General features: G+C 65.1%; 12 protein-coding genes. 11 read left to right on the top strand and 1 reads right to left on the bottom strand.

Going from position 1 to position 18,835, the window contains the following annotated elements; all coding sequences use genetic code 11:
* Positions 1-12 precede the first annotated feature (12 nt).
* The 6 genes from pglX to ALI144C_RS56140 all read left to right on the top strand — a co-directional run bounded on the left by pglX (position 13) and on the right by ALI144C_RS56140 (position 13,963).
* A complete protein-coding gene (pglX, locus tag ALI144C_RS50855) occupies positions 13-3,630 on the top strand; it encodes a BREX-2 system adenine-specific DNA-methyltransferase PglX (protein ID WP_076994465.1) in 3,618 nt (1,205 codons plus the stop codon).
* The gene (locus tag ALI144C_RS50860) at positions 3,573-7,436 is read left to right on the top strand and encodes a PglY protein (RefSeq protein ID WP_076994466.1); all 3,864 of its coding nucleotides are present in this window, start codon (positions 3,573-3,575) and stop codon (positions 7,434-7,436) included. The genes pglX and ALI144C_RS50860 overlap by 58 nt, the downstream gene beginning before the upstream one ends.
* Entirely contained in the window at positions 7,433-10,114 is a 2,682-nt protein-coding gene (gene pglZ, locus ALI144C_RS50865) for a BREX-2 system phosphatase PglZ (RefSeq protein ID WP_076994467.1), read from the top strand. The genes ALI144C_RS50860 and pglZ overlap by 4 nt, the downstream gene beginning before the upstream one ends.
* Positions 10,111-11,430: a BREX system ATP-binding protein BrxD gene (gene brxD / locus ALI144C_RS50870; protein WP_076994468.1), complete on the top strand. Its 1,320-nt coding sequence runs from the start codon at positions 10,111-10,113 to the stop codon at positions 11,428-11,430. Before pglZ ends, brxD begins: the two co-directional genes overlap by 4 nt.
* Positions 11,427-13,532: a DEAD/DEAH box helicase gene (locus ALI144C_RS50875; RefSeq protein WP_076994469.1), complete on the top strand. Its 2,106-nt coding sequence runs from the start codon at positions 11,427-11,429 to the stop codon at positions 13,530-13,532. The genes brxD and ALI144C_RS50875 overlap by 4 nt, the downstream gene beginning before the upstream one ends.
* 257 nt (positions 13,533-13,789) lie before the next feature.
* Positions 13,790-13,963: a hypothetical protein gene (locus ALI144C_RS56140; RefSeq protein WP_168211548.1), complete on the top strand. Its 174-nt coding sequence runs from the start codon at positions 13,790-13,792 to the stop codon at positions 13,961-13,963.
* Here the strand turns inward: ALI144C_RS56140 and ALI144C_RS50885 are convergent.
* Positions 13,953-14,642 (bottom strand): GntR family transcriptional regulator, encoded by a 690-nt coding sequence (locus tag ALI144C_RS50885; RefSeq protein WP_076994471.1) that lies wholly within the window; start codon positions 14,640-14,642, stop codon positions 13,953-13,955. The genes ALI144C_RS56140 and ALI144C_RS50885 overlap by 11 nt on opposite strands.
* Positions 14,643-14,765: 123 nt before the next feature.
* Between ALI144C_RS50885 and ALI144C_RS50890 the strand changes: the two genes are divergently transcribed.
* From ALI144C_RS50890 to otnC, 5 genes are read left to right on the top strand one after another with little or no spacing between them, the layout of a single operon-like run.
* Positions 14,766-15,722, top strand: a complete 957-nt coding sequence (locus ALI144C_RS50890) for a phosphoglycerate dehydrogenase (protein WP_076994472.1) — start codon at positions 14,766-14,768, stop codon at positions 15,720-15,722.
* Positions 15,722-16,435 (top strand): hydroxypyruvate isomerase family protein, encoded by a 714-nt coding sequence (locus ALI144C_RS50895; protein WP_076994473.1) that lies wholly within the window; start codon positions 15,722-15,724, stop codon positions 16,433-16,435. The genes ALI144C_RS50890 and ALI144C_RS50895 overlap by 1 nt, the downstream gene beginning before the upstream one ends.
* Positions 16,432-16,992, top strand: coding sequence for a hypothetical protein (locus ALI144C_RS50900; protein ID WP_076994474.1), 561 nt, complete (start codon positions 16,432-16,434; stop codon positions 16,990-16,992). The genes ALI144C_RS50895 and ALI144C_RS50900 overlap by 4 nt, the downstream gene beginning before the upstream one ends.
* On the top strand, positions 16,989-18,215 hold the full coding sequence (gene otnK, locus ALI144C_RS50905) for a 3-oxo-tetronate kinase (protein WP_076994475.1): 1,227 nt from the start codon (positions 16,989-16,991) through the stop codon (positions 18,213-18,215). Before ALI144C_RS50900 ends, otnK begins: the two co-directional genes overlap by 4 nt.
* Positions 18,212-18,826: a 3-oxo-tetronate 4-phosphate decarboxylase gene (gene otnC, locus ALI144C_RS50910; RefSeq protein WP_076994476.1), complete on the top strand. Its 615-nt coding sequence runs from the start codon at positions 18,212-18,214 to the stop codon at positions 18,824-18,826. The genes otnK and otnC overlap by 4 nt, the downstream gene beginning before the upstream one ends.
* The last annotated feature ends 9 nt before the right edge of the window (positions 18,827-18,835 follow it).

Below are 18,835 nucleotides of genomic sequence, written 5' to 3' on the forward strand. Positions count from 1 at the left end.
GGGATGCGGTAGATGGTGGCACTCGATGCCAAGCTGCAGGAACTGGTGAAGGACCTTCGCAAGCAGGTCACCGTGCTCGAAGGCGACTTGCTGGCGCGCAGCGACGAGGAGCCCGAGTTCGCGAAGCAGCTACGCGCGGAGTACGACCAGGCTTTCGAGGCGAAACGCACGGCGGCGACGTACGGGTCGTGGCAGAAGGAACGCGTCACCCAGGTAGCGGCGGCCTGGATCCTGGGCATGGTGTTTGTCCGGTACTGCGAGGACAACGGCTTGATTGCGGCGCCGTTCATCGCCGGACCGGGTGAGCGGCTAGCCGACGCTGAGGAACGGCACGAGGCGTACTTCCGTGAACGCCCGCAGGACAACGACCGCGACTGGATCGTCGAGTCGTTCAACCACCTCGCGTCGGCTCACCCGACAGCAGCCGGGCTGTTCGACCGGCAGCACAACCCGCTGTGGGAGATCACGCCCTCGTTCGAGGCTGCGGCGGCGCTGCTTCAGTTCTGGCGTCGGCGTGGTGATGACGGCGAGATTCGCTACGACTTCACCGGTTGGGACACTCGGTTTCTGGGCGACCTTTACCAGGACCTGTCCGAGGATGCGCGCAAGAAGTACGCCCTCCTGCAGACCCCGGAATTCGTCGAGGAGTTCATTCTCGATCTCACCCTGGAGCCCGCGGTTGAGGAATTCGGGTTGAAGGGCCTGCGCACGATCGACCCGGCATGTGGTTCCGGGCACTTCTTGTTGGGCATCTTCCGCCGGGTGCTGTCAAAGTGGCGGGAGACCGAACCTGGCACCGATGACTGGGAACTGATTCAACGGACGTTGGGATCGGTGCACGGCTGCGACAAGAACCCGTTTGCCGCGTCGATCGCCCGATTCCGGATGCTTGTTGAGGTGCTCAAGGCGGCAGAAACCACGCGGCTGGACCGTGCGCCGGAGTTCCCCATCAACATTGCGGTCGGAGACTCACTGATCCACGGCCGAGGCGCCCCAGGAATTCAGGAAGAACTGTTCGAAACCGAGGAGGCGCATACTTATGTCACCGAGGACGTGAACGAGTATGTGCGCTCCTGTGACTTGCTCGGTCGATCCTCGTATCACGCGGTCGTCGGAAATCCGCCTTATATCACTGTGAAGGACAATCGGGAGAACGAAAACTATCGAGCCTCCTACAAGGATGTCTGCTCGGGGACGTATGCTCTGTCGGTGCCCTTTGTGAAGCGGCTGTTCGACCTCGCTATTCCTGCTTACGGATCGGATCGCAACGCAGGTCATGTCGGGCAGATCACTGCGAACTCATTCATGAAACGTGAGTTCGGCAAGAAGCTGATCGAGAACTACTTCGCCCAGAAAGTCCACCTCACGCATATCATCGACACCTCAGGCGCCTATATTCCTGGCCATGGAACGCCGACGGTGATCCTGGTCGGCCGCAATCATATTGGCCGCTCAAACGATCCGATCCGAGCAGTTCTTGGGGTACGTGGCGAGCCAAGGCAGCCCGAAATTCCTGCCGAAGGGCTGGTGTGGTCGGCCATTACAAGCCAGGTCAAAAAACCGGGAAGCGAATCCCAGTGGGTATCGGTAGACGATGTGGTTAGGGTGCAGTTTGCTGAACACCCTTGGTCGCTGAGTGGTGGTGGTGCGGATAAAATTCTCCGCGCTTTGAATGGGGTGGCGACACGTAAACTGGCGGATAGTGTAGAGCTCATCGGCTTCTTGGCCTTGACTCGTGAGGACGATGCATATGTGTTGCCGTTAGCTGCCGCTCGCCGATTGGGGCTGATGGACGCAGTGTGCGCGTTCGGTATTGGTGCCGATGTGAGAGACTGGGTGAGCTCTGTTGGTGATTTTACGGTATTTCCCTACACCGCTGATGGTCAAAATTCTCGGCTAACTGAACAGTCTGGTCGTCACCTATGGCCTAACCGGGTGTTGCTCCTCCGTAGGCGAGCTTTGTCCGGTTATCATAGTGACCGAGGAATTGATTGGTTTGTGTATTCAGACTTTCATCCAAATCGATGGGCGGCTAGTCGCCTGATTGCCTTTGCTTTTGTGGCTACACATAACAATTTTGTGTTGGATCGTGGCGGAAAGGTGTTCAACCGATCTGCTCCGGTGATCAAGTTGCCGAAGGGGGCGAGTGAGGATGAGCACATGGCGTTGCTGGGGGTGCTGAACTCGTCAACGGCCTGCTTCTGGCTAAAGCAGGTGAGCCAGGGGAAGGGCGGTAGCGGGCTCGGGCGTGGCCTGCAAGACGAAGAGTGGGAAGAGCGGTACGAATTCACCGGTACAAAGCTGCAGGAGTATCCGCTTCCGGATGCGCTCCCACTTGAGTTCGGACGTGCGCTCGACTTCATGGCCCAGCGACTCGCCGCGCAGGCTCCTACAGCCATCGCGGCTGAGGCAGCTCCGACCAGGGACCGACTTGATGCGGCGCGGGCTGACCATGAGCGGATCCGTGGGCGGATGATCGCCACACAGGAAGAGCTCGACTGGAACGTCTACCACTCCTACAGTCTCATTGGCGACGCGGAACGAGCCCAGCTCGTGGCGAAAGATCACGAAAGCCTGCCGGAGATCAAACTGGGTGAGCGCGCCTTCGAGATCGTGCTGGCCCGGAAAGTGGTAGCGGGTGAAGCTGAGACGGCCTGGTTCGAACGACACAGGTCGACACCGATCACCGAGATCCCCGCCCACTGGCCCGGCTGGTACCGCGACATCGTCCAGGCCCGGATAGACACGATCGAGAAGCGGCGGGACATCGCGCTCATCGAACGACCGGAGTGCAAGCGACGCTGGTCATCCGAACCATGGGAGAAGAAGGAAGCCGAAGCGCTGCGGACCTGGCTCCTTGACCGTTGCGAGCAACGGGACATCTGGTTCGGGATGCGAGACGGTTTCGAGCACCCGCGCCCGCTGACTATCAATCAACTGGCCGACGCGTTCCGCAACGACGAAGACATGCACTCGGTAGCACAGCTCTACGCGACCGATCACCTCGGCAAACCCGACCTCACACTGGCACAGGTGCTGGACCGAGTCGTCGCTGACCAGCACGTCCCCCACCTGGCAGTCTTGCGCTACAAGGACAGCGGACTGAGTAAGCGCGCCCAGTGGGAAGAAGTCTGGGAGCAGCAGCGGGAAGAGGACCGCACCGGACAACGCCTGGACATCCCGGTACCGCCGAAGTACTCCTCAGCAGACTTCCGCAAGACAAGCTACTGGCAGCAGCGCGGCAAGCTCGACGTGCCGAAAGAGCGGTTCATCTCCTACCCAAACGCCAACCCGGACTCCGACCCGACTCTCCTCCTCGGCTGGGCAGGCTGGGACCACAAAGACCAGGCCCAAGCTCTGGTCGACCTTGTCAACGACCGCACCACGGACGCAGGCTGGGACACGACCAGGCTCACCCCGTTGCTCGCCGGGCTGGCCGAGATAATGCCGTGGGTCAGGCAGTGGCACGGTGAAGAAGACGAGGAATGGGGCGGCGTCCCAGCCGACGAGTACCAGGCGTTCCTGGACGAGCAGCGCACCAAGCACCAGCTCACCGAGGACGACCTCAAGGCATGGCGGCCGGAACCCGCCCGGCGTGGCCGGAGCAGCGGCAAAAAGGACGAGCAGTGAGCGACAAGTACCTCCGCGAGGTCCTCGACCTCCCGAAATCGGTGCACGCCGGTGACTTCAAAGTCGAGCTGACCGGTGGCTTCACCGACGTCGAAGCTCGCCTGTCCGAGTACGTAGTCACCGACCAGCTGCGCGGTGCCTTCCACGACGCGCTGGATGTCGTTCGGGCGGCAACGCGCGACGGAGCGTCGCATGCCGCGTACCTGCACGGTTCGTTCGGTTCCGGTAAGAGCCACTTCCTCACTGTTCTGCACGCCGTCCTGAACGGGCACCCGGCGGCGCGTGCCAAGCCAGGGCTGCAGCCTGTGATCGCGGAGCACGACGAGTGGCTGCGCGGCAAGAAGTTCCTGATGGTGCCCTACCACCTGGTCGGCGCCAGCGACATCGACTCCGCGATCCTCGGCGGATACGTCGCGCGGGTCCGCAAGGAACACCCCGACCATCCGACTCCTCCGGTCTACAAGGCCGACGCGATGCTCGCAGACGCACGCAGACAGCGTGAATTCCTCAACGATGACAAGCAGTTCGCCGACTGGATCGGCACCAGCGCTCCGTCCACCGCGGGTGCCGGTGACGTCGACGACCTTGACGTGATCGAAGGGGCGCAGATCTCCGCATGGACGAGCGCCGAGCTGGACCGCGCGTTCACAGCCCCTGCCGGTGATCCGGTGCGCGACGCGTTGATCTCCGCGCTGCTATCCGGCCCGATGTCGTCATACATCCGCGGTGCGACCGGTGACGCGGCGGCGTTCATCCCGCTCGAAAACGGTCTGACGGTGATCAGCCGACACGCACGCGACCTCGGCTACGACGGGCTGATCCTGTTCCTCGACGAGCTGATCCTCTGGCTCCAGGGCAACATGACCAACCAGCAATTCGTCAACACCCAGGTCAGCAAGCTGGTCAAGCTGATCGAATCCGGTGACGCCGACCGGGTACTGCCCATCGTCTCGTTCATCTCCCGGCAGCGTGACCTGACCAAGCTGGTCGGTGAGGACGTCACCGGCTCGGAGGTGAAGAACCTCGAAGCGCAGTTGCACTACCTGGCCGAGCGATTCGACACGGTCTCGCTGGAAGATCGCAACTTGCCAGCCATCATCAAGGAACGCGTGCTCAAGCCCTTGCCCGGCGGGCGCGAGATCCTGGATCAGGCTTTTGCCGGTATCGAGTCGACAAAGGCCGCGGACCGGGACGTCCTGCTCGACGCGGGTGGTGCCACCGGGGCGGACTGGCAGGACTTCCGCGCGGTGTATCCGCTTTCGCCCGCGCTGTTGAACGTGCTGGTGGCGCTGTCCGGTGCACTGCAGCGAGAACGCACTGGCCTGAAGCTTCTGCAGGAGATGCTGTACCGGCGGCGCGCAGACATGAAGGTCGGTGAGCTGATCCCGCTCGGCGACCTATGGGACGTGCTCGCGGACGGCACAGGGGAGGCGTTCACCGACAAGCTTCGCAAGAGCGCCGAAGACGGACATCGGTTCTACGTCAAGGCACGTGCGTACCTGCAGCAGCGTTACGGCGAAGGCAGCACCCAGTTCGTTGCCATGGACAGGTTCGTCAAGACGCTGCTACTCGCCGCGCTCGCTCCAAATGTCCCCGCGCTGGCACGGCTCACTGGCGGACGACTCGCCGCGTTGAACCATGGGTCGATCCGGTCGCGTACGGTCTCGCCCGGGTCGATGGTGGTCAGCAGGCTCCGCGACATGCAGGCCGAGTTCGGTGAACTTCGCTCAGAAGGCGACGAGGACCCGGTTTTCCGGCTTCAGCTGTCCGACTTGGACATCGAGCCTCTGCTGGACGATGTGGGGGAACAGGACACGCTCGGAGCGCGCCGGATCTGGACGAAGAAACAGCTCTGGAGCCAGCTCGGCGTGCGTGTCACCGAGGACTTCGTCTGCGAGCGCGAAATCGTGTGGAAGGGGACACGGCGTACTGCCGAGTTCGTCTTCGCCAATGTCCGTGACAGCCGGGATCTGCCGGACATGCAGTTCGCCCCGACTGTGCCTGGGCGGGTGCGGGTCATCCTGGACTATCCGTTCGACGAGGCCGACCAGACTCCGCTCAGCGATGCCGCGCGGGTGAGCAAACTGCGCAGGGAAGGCGTCAGCGCGCCGACTCTGGTGTGGATTCCGCATTTCTTCTCGCCGCAGAAGTCAGCACAGCTCGGCAGACTGCTCAAGATCCAGTATCTGCTCGAACGCGACCGGCTGGCCGACTTCGCGGGCACGATGTCCGAGGAGAACCGGGTCAAGATCAAGCATCAGCTCCAGGCGCAGCGGGACAACCTGGAGTCGCAGCTGTCCGCCGCGCTGCGCCAGCTCTATGGCATCGCGGCGGCCGAAGAGTCCACTGTGGGCAAGGAGGTCGGCGAAGACGGGCACGTTCTGTCTCTGCAGCCCGGGCACAAACCGAGGCTGGCCGGAGGCGCCGGTTTCGAGTACAACGCGCTGGCGCTGACCGACGGACTGTTCGATGTTCTGTATCCCAAGCACCCGAACTTCGATCCGAGCGGAAACCGCAAGGCCATCACGGTCGGCGATCTGCGTACTGTGCTGAGCTGGATCACCCGGGCAATGGAGGACGGGCAGCGCCGAGTCGTCGTCGACAAGACCCTGCTCCCGCTCGTCAAGCGAATCGTGCATCCGCTCGAACTGGGCGAGGTGTCCGACGGTCCACTCAACGTGTCCACCGAGTGGCGTCGGCGCATCGAGCAGGCGGCCACTCAGCGCGGAGTGACCGGCGACTACCGCGTCGAGGACATTCGCGTCTGGGTCGAAGAGCTTGGTTACACCGGGCTGGACAAGGCAGTTTCGAACCTGATCATCGCGACCTACGCGTTGCTCGCCGACCGAGCCTGGATACTGCACGGTTCGCCGCTGCGGGAGGCTCCTGATCTGGACAAGATCGGCTCTGGCCATGCGCTGCGCGCGCAGGAACTGCCCACCGCGGACGAGTTCGCGACGGCACGCATGCGTGCCTCAGTCCTTTTCGGACTGCACATTCCGGAGACGTTGTTCACCAGGAACGTAAACCGGTTGGCGGACGAGATACGTGAGAAGGCCGCGGAGTTGGAGGGCGCATGCACCGGTGTCCGGCGTGCGATGGATCGACACGGCGCGGCACTGGGCATCGCCGAGCAAACGGAGGTGCCACGCGTCACCTCGGGGCGCGATGCGGCCGACCTGCTCGCCAGGCTGACCGCAGCGCGTGACTCCACTGGGCTGGTGCAGGAGCTTGTCGCGGCCGACTACGACACGACCGACGAGGTGCTGGCCGCCACGATCAGTTCCGCTCCGGCCGTTCTCGACGCACTGGAACGGGTCGAATGGACGCTGCTCGATTCCGTACGGGCGTTCACCGGCCGCGGCGATATGGTCGGTAACCGAGCCGAAAGCCTGGTCGACGACCTGGCCGCCACAGCGGCGGCAGACCAGTTCACCCGCGATCTCGTTCCGGTGCTGGACGGTCTCGGCCGCCGGGCGGTGGCGCTGGTCAACGAAGCTGCTCGGCTGGCTGCCGTGGCTACACCGACCACACGGGAACCGGAGTCCACGACTGAGCGGGGGCCCCTGCCGAGCGCGACGGGGCAGGGCTCCACGGTGGTGGCGACCACCGCAGGGCATGGCGGCCCTGCAGGCAACGGCAGGGCAAGGATCAGCGCAAGTGCGGTTGACCAGGCGTTGGCTCGACTCATTGCCGACATGGACGGCGAGATCCGTGCCTATGCCCAGCAACACCCTGGCACTGAATTCGAGGTGACCTGGTCAGTGGTGAGCGACGACGGTGCCGGAGAGGATACCGCCGGATGAACGTGCCGCCGGTGGATCGCCGGATCGTCGAAGCCATGGTGGAGGACTGGCTGCCGCACGCTGGTGAACGCAGGCTCTTGCTGGTGTACGGCCGTTATGTCGACACCGTGACGGAATTTCCAGTCCTTGCCGGGGCACGGCGTCGCCGCGTTCACGTCGCGGACCAGCATTCGGTGCTCGGTCTGGTCGAGGCCTGGCAGGAGCACGAACGGCGACACGTTGACGACGAGGATCTGCTGGTCGTCACGACGACCGTGCCCGACGACCAACTCGGCTGGGATTTGCGTGCCTATGCGATCGGGCGCTCCACTCGCACGGTCGACAGGGCGAAGATCGTGGCTCAGCGATTCGGCGCGAAGGATGTTGACGCCCGCATTCGGCGGGACACATGGCTGGTGGATGCACTCCTGGACGCCGAGCCATCCGACGGTTGGCCGCGAAACGGCTCGATCCTGACACGAGACAGCGCAGTTCGCGCGCTCATCGGCGCCCGGCTCGGTGGTCGCGTCCCCGCTGAGGGCGCCCTGGACGCGGGCGCATTGCTTGAATGGTCCCGCGACCCCGACGGACCGAGCCGGTTCAAGTCTCTGGCGGATGCCGAGCGGGACGGTCTGGTGCAGTGGCTGGTCGACACGGTCGGTGAGGTAGCCGCTGTGGTCATGCGCCTGGTCGCCGACGGACGCGCGAGCGATGCGGTGCCGCTTGGGATCGTCGGCTCGGCCGTGACAGCTCCAGGTGCTTCCGTGGACACCGCGTTCGCCTTCGGTAGTTTGCTCGGTGGCACCCGTGGCGAGGAGCTTCGAACCTTCACCGATGCCGTGTCCGGGGCGTTGGAACGGTGGGTGAGCGAAGCGGCGAACCGGAACGACGAAGCCGCTCGCCATCGTGTTTTCGAGGTTCTGCGTCGCGCCGATCGGATTGCCGCCGAGGCCCACCTCACCGATGCACTCGTCGACAACCGGTTCCTGCCCTCAACTTTCATGAGTCGGCTGAGAACGCTTGCTGCCGCTCTGCCCGGCTCTTCTCGGCACGGAGACGACGATCTTGAGTCCGCCCTTTCCGCTGTTCGGGATCACGTACTCGCCAGATTGGAGAACCAGCGAGTATCCGCGGCTGAAATGGCAGTCCGGCTGGCTCGATGGTGGCGCATGCCGACGCCCGCGATCGATTCGGTTTCCGCGGGCGTGGAATGGCAGATGACGATCTGGGCCTGGGTCGACAGAGCGCTGACGACTCTGTCGGTTGGCGATCCCGAGAGCGACCCCGCCATCGGGCAGGCGTATCGCGGCTTGCACGACGCGGTGCGCGCTCGCCGAGACGAACTGGATGAGCAGTTCGCACATCGCTTGGCGAGTTGGGCCAAGCACGCGACTGCCACGAACAGCGGTGAGTGTCTACTGGTCGAACAGGTGCTGACCGAGATCGCGGTTCCGGTCGCGGGAAAGGCAGCGCCTCTGGTCGTCGTCCTGGACGGGATGAGCGCCGCGGTTGCCGTGGAGCTGGGTGAGCAGTTGACTGGTCGAGTGTGGACTGAGGTGACGCCGGTGGCTGGTCGGCGAGTTGCCGCCGTCGCAGCACTGCCTTCGGTGACCAGGGTCAGTCGTGCCAGCCTGCTCACCGGTGAGGCTCAGGCTGCGGATCAAGCCAGGGAAAAGGAAGGGTTCGCCGGCCTTTGGCGCAAACGACGCCGTCCGGGTGCCGTGCTTTTCCACAAGGGCGACCTCACTGGCAATGCCGGTCACCGGTTGGCTGACCAGGTGGTGGCCGCGCTGTCCGAGAGCGAGATCGTGGTCGGTGTCGTCCTCAACACGATCGACGACGCACTGGACCATGGACAGGAAGGGGACCGCGCGGGTTGGTCCCTCAACGCCGTCACCTTCTTGCCGGAGTTGCTTGACGCTGCCCGGGCATACGGGCGACCGGTGGTCCTCGTGTCCGATCATGGACATGTGTTGGACCGACCCGGCAACAGCTCGACCTCCGCGACCGGAATCGAGTCCGCTCGATGGCGAACCGGGGTTCCGGGCGCGGGTGAGATCGCAGTCACCGGTCCTCGCGCGGTATACGGCAATGGTGAACTCGTGATGCCATGGCGTGAGGACATCCGGTATACGGCACGCAAAGCGGGCTATCACGGTGGTGCGTCACTTGCCGAGATGACCGTTCCTGTCATGGTGATTCTCCCTTCACTGGAACAACTTCCGATAGGCTGGCACGTTCTGCCCAAGGAAAATGCCGAGCCGGAATGGTGGAGTCCTCGTCCGGTACCTGTGCTGGCCGTGCCGAAGCCCGTGAAGGATCGCAAGCCCAAACCGGAAGTCGACGCTGTTCCGCTGTTCACTGTGGAGTCGCCGGGCACCTCAGCCGACTCTCTCGGAACGCAAGTGGTCGCAACAGACGTATACGGTGCGCAACGCGGCTTCGTTCGGAATCCTCCGGAACGGCCGATCGTCGCCGCGATCATCGATGCTCTGCTGGAAGCTGATGGTGTGCTCACGCTCGCCGCAGTCGCCGCAGTGGCAGGCCGCGGCGCCCGTCGTCCCGAGTATTTCGCGGCGACGTTGCAACGGTTGCTCAACGTCGATGGGTACCCCGTATTGTCCTTGCTGGACGGCGGCAGCCGGGTCAAGCTGGATCGGGAAGTCCTGTTGGTGCAGTTTGGAGTGCGGGCGAAATGACCGTGGTCAGCGAGGTTCGACGCCGTGAGGTGATCGACGCCCTACGGCGCGGAACCGTACCTCAGAACGGCCTGGACCTGCTTGCCGTCGGGCTCGAACGATTCGATACGGCGATGGGCGACGACCTGGCGACTGTTGCCCGCGGTGGAGCGGCGTTCCACGCGGTGCGTGGCGAGTACGGAGCGGGCAAGACGTTTTTCGCCCGCTGGCTCGCGGAACACGCGAAACGGCGTGGTCTGGCGACTTCGGAAATCCAGATTTCAGAGACGGAAACTCCACTACACCGGTTGGAAACCGTGTACCGGCGGCTCACCGAACGGCTGGCCACGGCGACTCATCGCCCGAGCGCGCTGCGGGCCGTCGTCGACTCGTGGTTGTACACCCTGGAGGAGCAGGTCCTCGAAGCAGGGGAGGTCGAGGCTGACGACCAAGCCGGTCTGGCGGTCGCGGTGGACGCTCTGCTTGAGCAGCGACTGGCGGAAGTGGCTCGTACCACACCTGCTTTCGCCGCAGCTCTGCGCGGCTACCGGCAGGCGGTCGACGCGGGTGACAGCGCGACCGCCGAGGCGATCATCGCCTGGCTCGGTGGACAGAAATCGGTAGCGGCTTCCGCTCGACGTGCCGCAGGGGTTCGCGGGGACCTCGATCATTTCGCAGCGTTGGGCTTCCTCGAGGGATTGCTCGCCGTACTGAGAGACTGTGGTCATCCGGGACTTCTGCTCGTACTGGACGAGACGGAAACACTCCAGCGTGTCCGCGGCGATGTTCGGGAGAAGGGACTCAACGCGCTGCGCCAACTGCTCGACGAGATCGACGCAGGCAGGTTTCCCGGACTCTTCCTCATCCTGACAGGCACTCCCGCGTTTTTCGACGGCCAGCAAGGCGTTCAGCGACTGCCTCCCCTTGCGCAGCGACTGGCGACCGACTTCACCACCGACGCACGGTTCGACTCGCCACGAGCGGTCCAACTGCGGCTACCCGGATTCGATGTCGACCGGCTCAGCGAGCTGGGGCGGAAAGTTCGCGATCTGTACGTCGGCGCAGCGCGTCATCCGGACCGGGTCACTGCTCTGGTCGACGATTCGTACATCGACGTGCTTGCGCGAGCACTGACCGGGGAGCTCGGCGGCAGGGTCGGTGTGGCCCCGCGCATCTTCCTCCGCAAGCTGGTCGCCGACGTCCTCGACCGGGTGGACGACTTCCCTGACTTCAATCCGCGTGAGGACTATGCTCTGACCGTGACCGCGAGCGAATTGACTGCGGGAGAGCGCGCCGTGGCCACCAGCGCGGGTGAAGTCGACCTGGATCTGCCGTGACCGGAGCGGTCAACCGGCTGCACCCCGTCCTCGTGCATCACGTCGTCAACACCCTGGGCTGGCGGACGCTTCGCCCGCTGCAGCAGGAAGCGATCGGTCCGATCGCCGACGGCAACGATGCGTTGCTCCTCGCCCCCACCGCCGGTGGCAAGACTGAGGCGGCGTTCTTCCCTGTCCTCACCGAGATGGAGGAGCAGAAGTGGACAAGTCTGTCGGTGCTGTATGTCTGTCCACTGAAAGCGTTGCTGAACAACCTGCTTCCTCGCCTTGAGGGGTATGCCGCGTGGTTGGGGCGGCGAGTAGCACTCTGGCACGGTGACCTGACGGGATCAGCGCGACAGCGGATCCTGCGCGATTCCCCTGACGTCCTGCTGACCACGCCGGAATCGCTGGAGGCGATGCTGGTGAGCGTCAACGTGGATCACGCGCAGTTCTTGGCAGGGGTACGTGCCATCGTGGTCGACGAAGTGCACGCCTTCGCTGGAGACGACCGCGGTTGGCATCTCCTTGCCGTCCTTGAACGACTGAGCCGGATTACCGGGCAGTCGATCCAGCGGATCGGATTGTCCGCGACAGTGGGCAATCCGCCGGAGCTGCTGGACTGGTTGCAGGGATCGGGCCGGGTGGTTCGGCCAGGGGTAGTCGTCGCACCGGGAGTCGAGAGCGTGGTCGGCATCCCGCCGCCGGGCGAGATCGAACTGGACTACGTGGGCTCGGTGGACAATGCCGCGACCGTGATCGCTGCCTTGCACCGCGGCGAGAAGCGCCTGGTGTTCTGTGACTCGCGGCAACTGGTCGAAGAGATCGGCGCAGCCCTTCGCTTTCGCGGCGTGACTACTTTCCTATCTCATGCCTCGTTGTCGGTCGACGAACGACGCCAAGCCGAGCAGGCGTTCGCCGACGCCCGCGACTGCGTCATCGTGTCGACATCGACACTCGAGCTCGGAATCGACGTAGGTGATCTCGACCGCGTCATTCAGATCAACGCGCCCACTTCGGTGGCATCGTTTCTACAGCGCCTGGGGCGCAGTGGACGCCGCCCAGGAAGCACTCGCAACTGTCTCTTCCTGGCGATTCGTGAAGACTCGTTGCTGTGGGCCGCGGCATTGCTCGTGCTATGGGGACGAGGTTATGTCGAACCGGTCACCGCGCCGCCGGAGCCACGTCACATCGTTGCCCAGCAGATCCTCGCGTTGTGTCTGCAGGAGCGCGCGGTGGATGAGCAATCCTGGGCGCGGGCATGGAACGATCTGGCGCCCTTCGACCAGCGGGCAGAGCCGATCCTTCGGCATTTGCTGGACAACGGGTTCATCGAACGCGACGGTCCGCACATGTTCGTCGGGCCGGAGGCCGAGCGCAGATTCGGGCATCGGCATTTCATGGACATGACCGCGGTGTTCACCGCGCCGCCCCAGTTCACCGTGTTCGAGGGGCGGCGGGAGATCGGACGCACCGATCCCGCGCTGCTGACCGAGAAGGTGGACGGTCCCCGATTGCTGCTGCTGGGCGGCCGAAGCTGGAAGGTGACCTGGATCGACTGGAAGCGGCGGCGCTGCTTTGTCGAGTCGGCTGATTCCGGTGGCCGAGCGCGGTGGTTGACACCGGGTATTGGCGGCACAACCTTCGAGCTCGCCCGAGCTGCACGTGATGTCCTTCTTGGGGAGGACCCATCCGTTCAGTTGTCGCAGCGGGCACAGAAGGTGTTGGCTGACTTGCGAGCCGAGCGGTATCGCACCGTTCATCCTGCGGGAACTGTGATCACTCGCGACGGCGCTGACGTGCGTTGGTGGACCTGGGCCGGGTTCAGAGCAAACGCCACGCTCGCCGCAACGCTGAACGGGCTTGTCGACGGGAAACAGCGGTTCGACGACGTATCAGTCCGGCTGAGGGACGACTTGACTCATGAGTTGTGGCGTGCCGGCGTGCAGGAAGCACCCGACCGACTGTGCCTGCCAGAGATCGATGAGCGTGCACTGGCCGGGTTGAAGTTCTCCGAGGCCCTGCCGCCCCGCCTCGCCAACGCGACACTCGCATCGAGGCTCGCGGACCTCACCGCCGCACGGGAGCTGCTGCGACAGCGAGTGAGGTTCGTGGCGCAGTGAACAACGCGTTCTGAAGCCTGCGCGGGGTGATCAATTGTCGCAGAGACTCGTCTTCCGACGCTCGGTCAAGTGGTCCTGGACAGCGTCCCGCGTGTGGCGCCGTCCACCAGAATCCCGTTGTGGATGAGATCGCCGGCCCGTGGGCCGCGCTCGTGGAACAGAACCAGTCCGGTCAGGACGCGTAAGTCTGAATGCTGGGACCGATCCAAACGGCGGACAGCCGGGACCACGCGCGGGCTGTCGCAACCGAGCTGGCCATGACATACCGCCCAACGCACCCGCGGCGGTTGCAGCGCCGAACCGTGTACAGGCACAGCGAGGACGTCCTCTACGTCGTCCTCGACGGCCGGACCAAACAGCTCCACCTCCGGATCAGCGTGGTCCAGATGGTCGCCGACCTCCACCGCGAAGGCAGGCCCGTCACCGACTGAGCGAGCTCGCCACGGCGGCCCGATCGCTGAGCACGCGGGCCTTCGCGTTCTCGATGTGCAGCCGCATCTTGGCTGACGCCTCGTCCGGATCGCCCGCGACCAACGCGGCATGCACCGCGCGGTGTTCCTCGGCCGCGAGCCCGGGAGCGCCACGCGCCGAGCCCAGTGTCGCGAAGAACCGGAACCGCTGGACCTGGCCGCCGAGCGACTTGTACGCCGTCACCAGGAACGGGTTGTCCGCCTGTGCCGCGATCAGCATGTGGAAACGTTCGTCGGCCTTCCAGTAGTCGCTGAACACCGCGCTGTCCAGCGCGGCCAGTTCGTCGACGGCCTTGAGCACTTCGTCAAGGAACTCCGGGGTCGTGCGCCGCGCGGCCTCGTACGCCATCGCCGGTTCCAGCACCAGGCGGGCGTCCATCAGCTTGGTCAGCTCGAACTCGGTCAGCAGGGGAGCGACCCGGTAGCCCTTCAGCGCCTCCCGGCGCACCAGGCCGGTGTGCTCGAGCCGGGCGAGGGCCTCGCGCAGCGGCGTCTGGCTGACATCGAGTTCACGGGACAGCGCGCCGATGTTGACCGGCTCGCCCGCGGTCCACCGGCCGTCGGTGAACTGCCCGAGCAGGACCTCGTACATCTTGTCGGCCAGCGGCTGGCGCTCGGACTTCCGCCGTGGGGACGCCATGGACCCTCCTTCGTCGTCATGAAGATATCCGGCCTCACCGGGGCATCCGGGCGGTGATCAAAACTATAGTATTGACATCAATCATATAGTATTTACATCTGACCGCTGTTGATCAGGGGAAACATGACCAAGCGAGTGCTCGTGACCGCCGCCTACCTGGCTCCCGGCGGTGATGTGGATCGGCTGCTCGGCGACGCCGGGTTCGAGGCGGTGTTCGCCACGCCCGCGCAGCGCGCCACGTCGGGGCAGGACCTGCACGACGTCGTCGCGGACGTCGACGGGATCGTCGCGGGGACCGACGCCTTCACCGCCAAGGTGCTCGACGCCGCCCCGAGGCTGAAAGTCATCGGTCGCTGCGGCGCGGGATACGACAACATCGACATCGACGCCGCGACCCGCAACGGCGTCGCCATCACCTTCACCCCCGGCGCCAACCGCCGGTCAGTGGCCGAACACGTGCTCGCCCTGATGCTCAACTGCGCGCGTCACATCCCGCAGAACATCGCGAGTGTCCATTCGGGAGCGTGGGAACAACGCAGCGGCCGCGAACTGGAGGGGGCGACGCTCGGCGTCATCGGACTCGGCACGATCGGCAAGTCCGTCGCACGCCTGGGGCTGGCGCTCGACATGCGCGTCATCGCCTACGACCGGGAGCCGGTCACCGAGGAAGGCGTCTCGGTCGTCGGCTTCGACGAAGTACTGCGGCAGTCGGACTTCCTGACCCTGCACATCTTCCTCAGTCCGGCGACCCGGCACCTGATCGACGCGGCGGCGTTGCGCGCGATGAAACCGGGCGCCTACCTGATCAACACCGCGCGTGGTGAAGTCGTGGACGAAGACGCCCTTGCCGACGCGCTGGCCGAAGGCGAACTGGCCGGGGCGGCGCTCGACGTACTACGCGAGGAACCACTGCCCGCCGACAGCAGGTTGCGGGAACTGGACAACGCCATCGTCACCGCCCACATCGCGGGCGCCACGGCAGAGGCGCGGTCGCGGTCGAGCCTGATGGCCGCCCAGCAGGTGATCGACGTCCTCAACGGCCGCGCCCCGAAGAACCTCGTCAACCACAAGGTGTTCTGATGCGACTCGATGCCAACCTCGGGTGGTTGTTCACCGAACTGCCCTTCGAACAACGCTTCGACGCGGCGGCGGCAGCCGGGTTCACCGGAGTCGAATACGCCGACCCCTACCCGCACACACCGGCCTGGCTGACCAAGCGCCTGGCCGACGCGGGTCTCGCGCAAGTACTGATCAACACCCCGTTCACCTGTATGGACGCGAACTTCCGCGGCGGCGTGGACCAGGGCCTCGAATACGCGGTCGAACTCGGCAGTTCGTTCCTGCACCTGGTCGGCGGGGCCATCCCAAACGGTGTCAGTCGAGACCGGGCGTTCGCGCGGTACGTCGCCAACGTCGCGTGGGCAGCCGAACGCGCCCACGGTTGCGATGTCAGCCTCCTGCTGGAGGTGCAGAGCAAGCCGGGTTTCATCCTGGAGAGCCAGGAACAGGCCGCTGCCGTGGCCGAGGAGATCGGTGTCGGCCTGCTTTTCGACGTGTACCACGCCCAGGTCATGGAGACCGACGTGATCGGCTCGCTGACCTCGTTCCTGCCGGTGATCCGGCACGTCCAGATCGGTGACCCACCAGGGCGTGGCGAGCCGGGAACGGGCGATGTCCCGTGGCCCGGCGTCTTCTCCGCGCTCGCGGGCTACGACGGTTGGATCGGGTGCGAGTACCAGCCGGTCACCGACACGTCCACGGGCCTGCGGTGGATCAAGGAGTTGCTGCCATGAGCCCCCGTATCGCCCTGATCAGCGCGACCACCGCGGCGATCGGCCCGGCCGTGTCCGCGCTGGCCGAGGAGTTCCCGCAGGCCGACCCGTGGAACCTCCTCGACGACAAGCTGTTGCCGGACGCGGAAAGCAGCGGCGGCGTCACACCCCAGCTGGCCAACCGGATGCGGCGACTGATCGCCTACGCGGCGGGTTCCGCCGATGCCGTGCTCCTCACGTGCTCGATGTACGGCTTCATCGCCGAGGAATCGTCCGGCATCCCCGTACTGGCGCCCGATGCGGCGGCTTTCGAGCACGCACGCGCACATCGGAGTCTTCTTGTTGTCGCGTCACTGGAACCGGCGCTACGCGACACCCTTTCCAGGCTGGATCACCCCAATGCGACCGGAGTTGTCTCCCTTCCTGCGGACATCGCGGACGCGTGCCGTTCCCATGACGTGGACGCGGTCCTGTTGGCCCAGTACTCACTCACTCCCTACGCGCCGACGCTCGACATCCCCGTCATCTCCGGCCCGCGCAGCGCCGCGGCGAAACTGAAGTCGGTGATCACGACATGATCGGCGCCATAGCTGACGACTACACCGGCGGCACCGACGTCGCGGTGGCGTTGCGCTCCCAAGGGTTGCGGACCCTGCTGTTCTTCGGAGCCCCACCCGAATCCACCGGCTTGCCCGGCCACGACGCCGTGGTCGTCGCGCTGAAAAGCCGCTCGGCACCCGTCGAACAGGCGACGGCGCAGTCGCTGGCCGCGCTCGAATGGCTGCGCCACGACGGCTGCGACCAGATCTACTTCAAATACTGCTCCACATTCGACTCGACACCGCTGGGCAACATCGGCCCTGTGCTCGACGTCCTCGCCGACGCGCTGCGCGCCGAAACCGTCGTCATGACACCCAGCTCGCCACAACACAGGCGGACGCAGTACCAGGGGCACCTTTTCGTCGGCGGAACGCTGCTGGCCGAATCGCACATGCGGGACCACCCGGTGAACCCCATGCGTGACTCGTACCTGCCGAGACTCCTGCGTGCCCAGACCGCCGAGCCGGTCGGTGTGCTGCCGCTCGAAACCGTGCGCGCCGACCTGGCGGCAGCCTTGTCCGCGACCGAAGACCGATACCTCCTGGTCGACGCGGTCGAGGAAAGCGATCTGACCGTGATCGGGCGGGCACTGCGGGAAGCGCCACTCGTCGCGGGAGCAGCCGGATTGGCACGGGGGCTTGCCACCGCGAGACCGGGAACGGCGGATTCACCGGCACTTCCACCGGCCGTGGGCCCGGCGGCGGTGCTGTCCGGCAGTTGCTCGGCACGCACTCTCGAACAGATCGCCGCCATGATCAGGGTCGGCAGGCCCGCGTACCGGCTCGACCCGGTGATCCAGAGCGATCCGGACCTCCTCGCAGCCGGGGCACTGGCGTGGTACGACGGCCTGCCCGACGGTGCGGCGCCGTTGATCTACTCGTCGATGGGGCCGGTCGACCTCCGGCGGACACAGGAGGTCCTCGGGACCGACGAGTCCGCGTGGATCCTGGAACGCGCGTCCGGACTGGTGGCCGAAGGCTTGGTGGACAAGGGAGTCCGGCGGCTGGTCGTCGCCGGAGGCGAGACGTCGGGCGCGGTCGTCGGAGCACTCGGGATCACCGGCGGCGCTGTCGGCGCGGAGGCCGACGTCGGCGTGCCGTGGATCCATCCGGTCGGCAGGCCGGACCTGGCTCTGCTGCTGAAATCCGGCAACTTCGGCCACGTCGGCCTGCTCGTCACGGCCTCTGGGGAGGGCGAATGATTCGCGAACGCGACATGCTGGTGACCGCCGCCCGAACGCTGTACGCGCGCGGCCTCACGCACGGCAGCACCGGGAACGTCTCGGTCCGAGTCGGCGACAAGATCCTGGTCACGCCAACCGGGTGCAAGCTCGGCACGCTACTGCCCGGAGAACTGTCCACTATCGACCTGAACGGCAACCACCTCGACGGGCCGAGACCGTCCAAAGAGGCCTTCCTGCATGCGATCGTTCTACGGCAACGCCCGGACGCGAATGCCGTGGTGCACACGCATTCCACGTACACGGCGGCGGTGTCGTGTCTGGACGGTCTCGACCCGGCCGACGCGATCCCGCCGCTGACAGCGTATTTCGCGATGCGTGTTGGCAAGCTCCCTCTGCTTCCGTACTATGCGCCTGGAGACACAGACATCTCCGCCGCCGTGACCGACGCGGCCACGGATCATCGGGCGTTTCTGCTCAGCAATCACGGACCGGTCATCGCCGGAGCAGATCTCGGCACGGCCATGGACGTGCTCGACGAGATCGAACACACAGCCAAGATCTTCCTGCTGCTGCACGGCATGCGCACCCGGCCGTTGACCGAGCGGCAACGGCAGGACCTTGTTCAATGACGAACGGAC

This window comes from Actinosynnema sp. ALI-1.44, assembly GCF_001984155.1.
In the GTDB taxonomy this organism is placed as follows: Bacteria; Actinomycetota; Actinomycetes; order Mycobacteriales; family Pseudonocardiaceae; genus Kibdelosporangium.

Excerpts from the sequence above, each read along its gene's own strand:
- ALI144C_RS56140 (WP_168211548.1), top strand. The coding sequence starts at position 13,790 with ATGACATACCGCCCAACGCACCCGCGGCGGTTGCAGCGCCGAACCGTG.
- pglX (WP_076994465.1), top strand. The coding sequence starts at position 13 with ATGGTGGCACTCGATGCCAAGCTGCAGGAACTGGTGAAGGACCTTCGC.
- otnC (WP_076994476.1), top strand. The coding sequence starts at position 18,212 with ATGATTCGCGAACGCGACATGCTGGTGACCGCCGCCCGAACGCTGTAC.
- ALI144C_RS50895 (WP_076994473.1), top strand. The coding sequence starts at position 15,722 with ATGCGACTCGATGCCAACCTCGGGTGGTTGTTCACCGAACTGCCCTTC.
- pglZ (WP_076994467.1), top strand. The coding sequence starts at position 7,433 with ATGAACGTGCCGCCGGTGGATCGCCGGATCGTCGAAGCCATGGTGGAG.
- ALI144C_RS50900 (WP_076994474.1), top strand. The coding sequence starts at position 16,432 with ATGAGCCCCCGTATCGCCCTGATCAGCGCGACCACCGCGGCGATCGGC.
- ALI144C_RS50885 (WP_076994471.1), bottom strand. The coding sequence starts at position 14,642 with ATGGCGTCCCCACGGCGGAAGTCCGAGCGCCAGCCGCTGGCCGACAAG.
- otnK (WP_076994475.1), top strand. The coding sequence starts at position 16,989 with ATGATCGGCGCCATAGCTGACGACTACACCGGCGGCACCGACGTCGCG.
- ALI144C_RS50860 (WP_076994466.1), top strand. The coding sequence starts at position 3,573 with ATGGCGGCCGGAACCCGCCCGGCGTGGCCGGAGCAGCGGCAAAAAGGA.
- brxD (WP_076994468.1), top strand. The coding sequence starts at position 10,111 with ATGACCGTGGTCAGCGAGGTTCGACGCCGTGAGGTGATCGACGCCCTA.
- ALI144C_RS50890 (WP_076994472.1), top strand. The coding sequence starts at position 14,766 with ATGACCAAGCGAGTGCTCGTGACCGCCGCCTACCTGGCTCCCGGCGGT.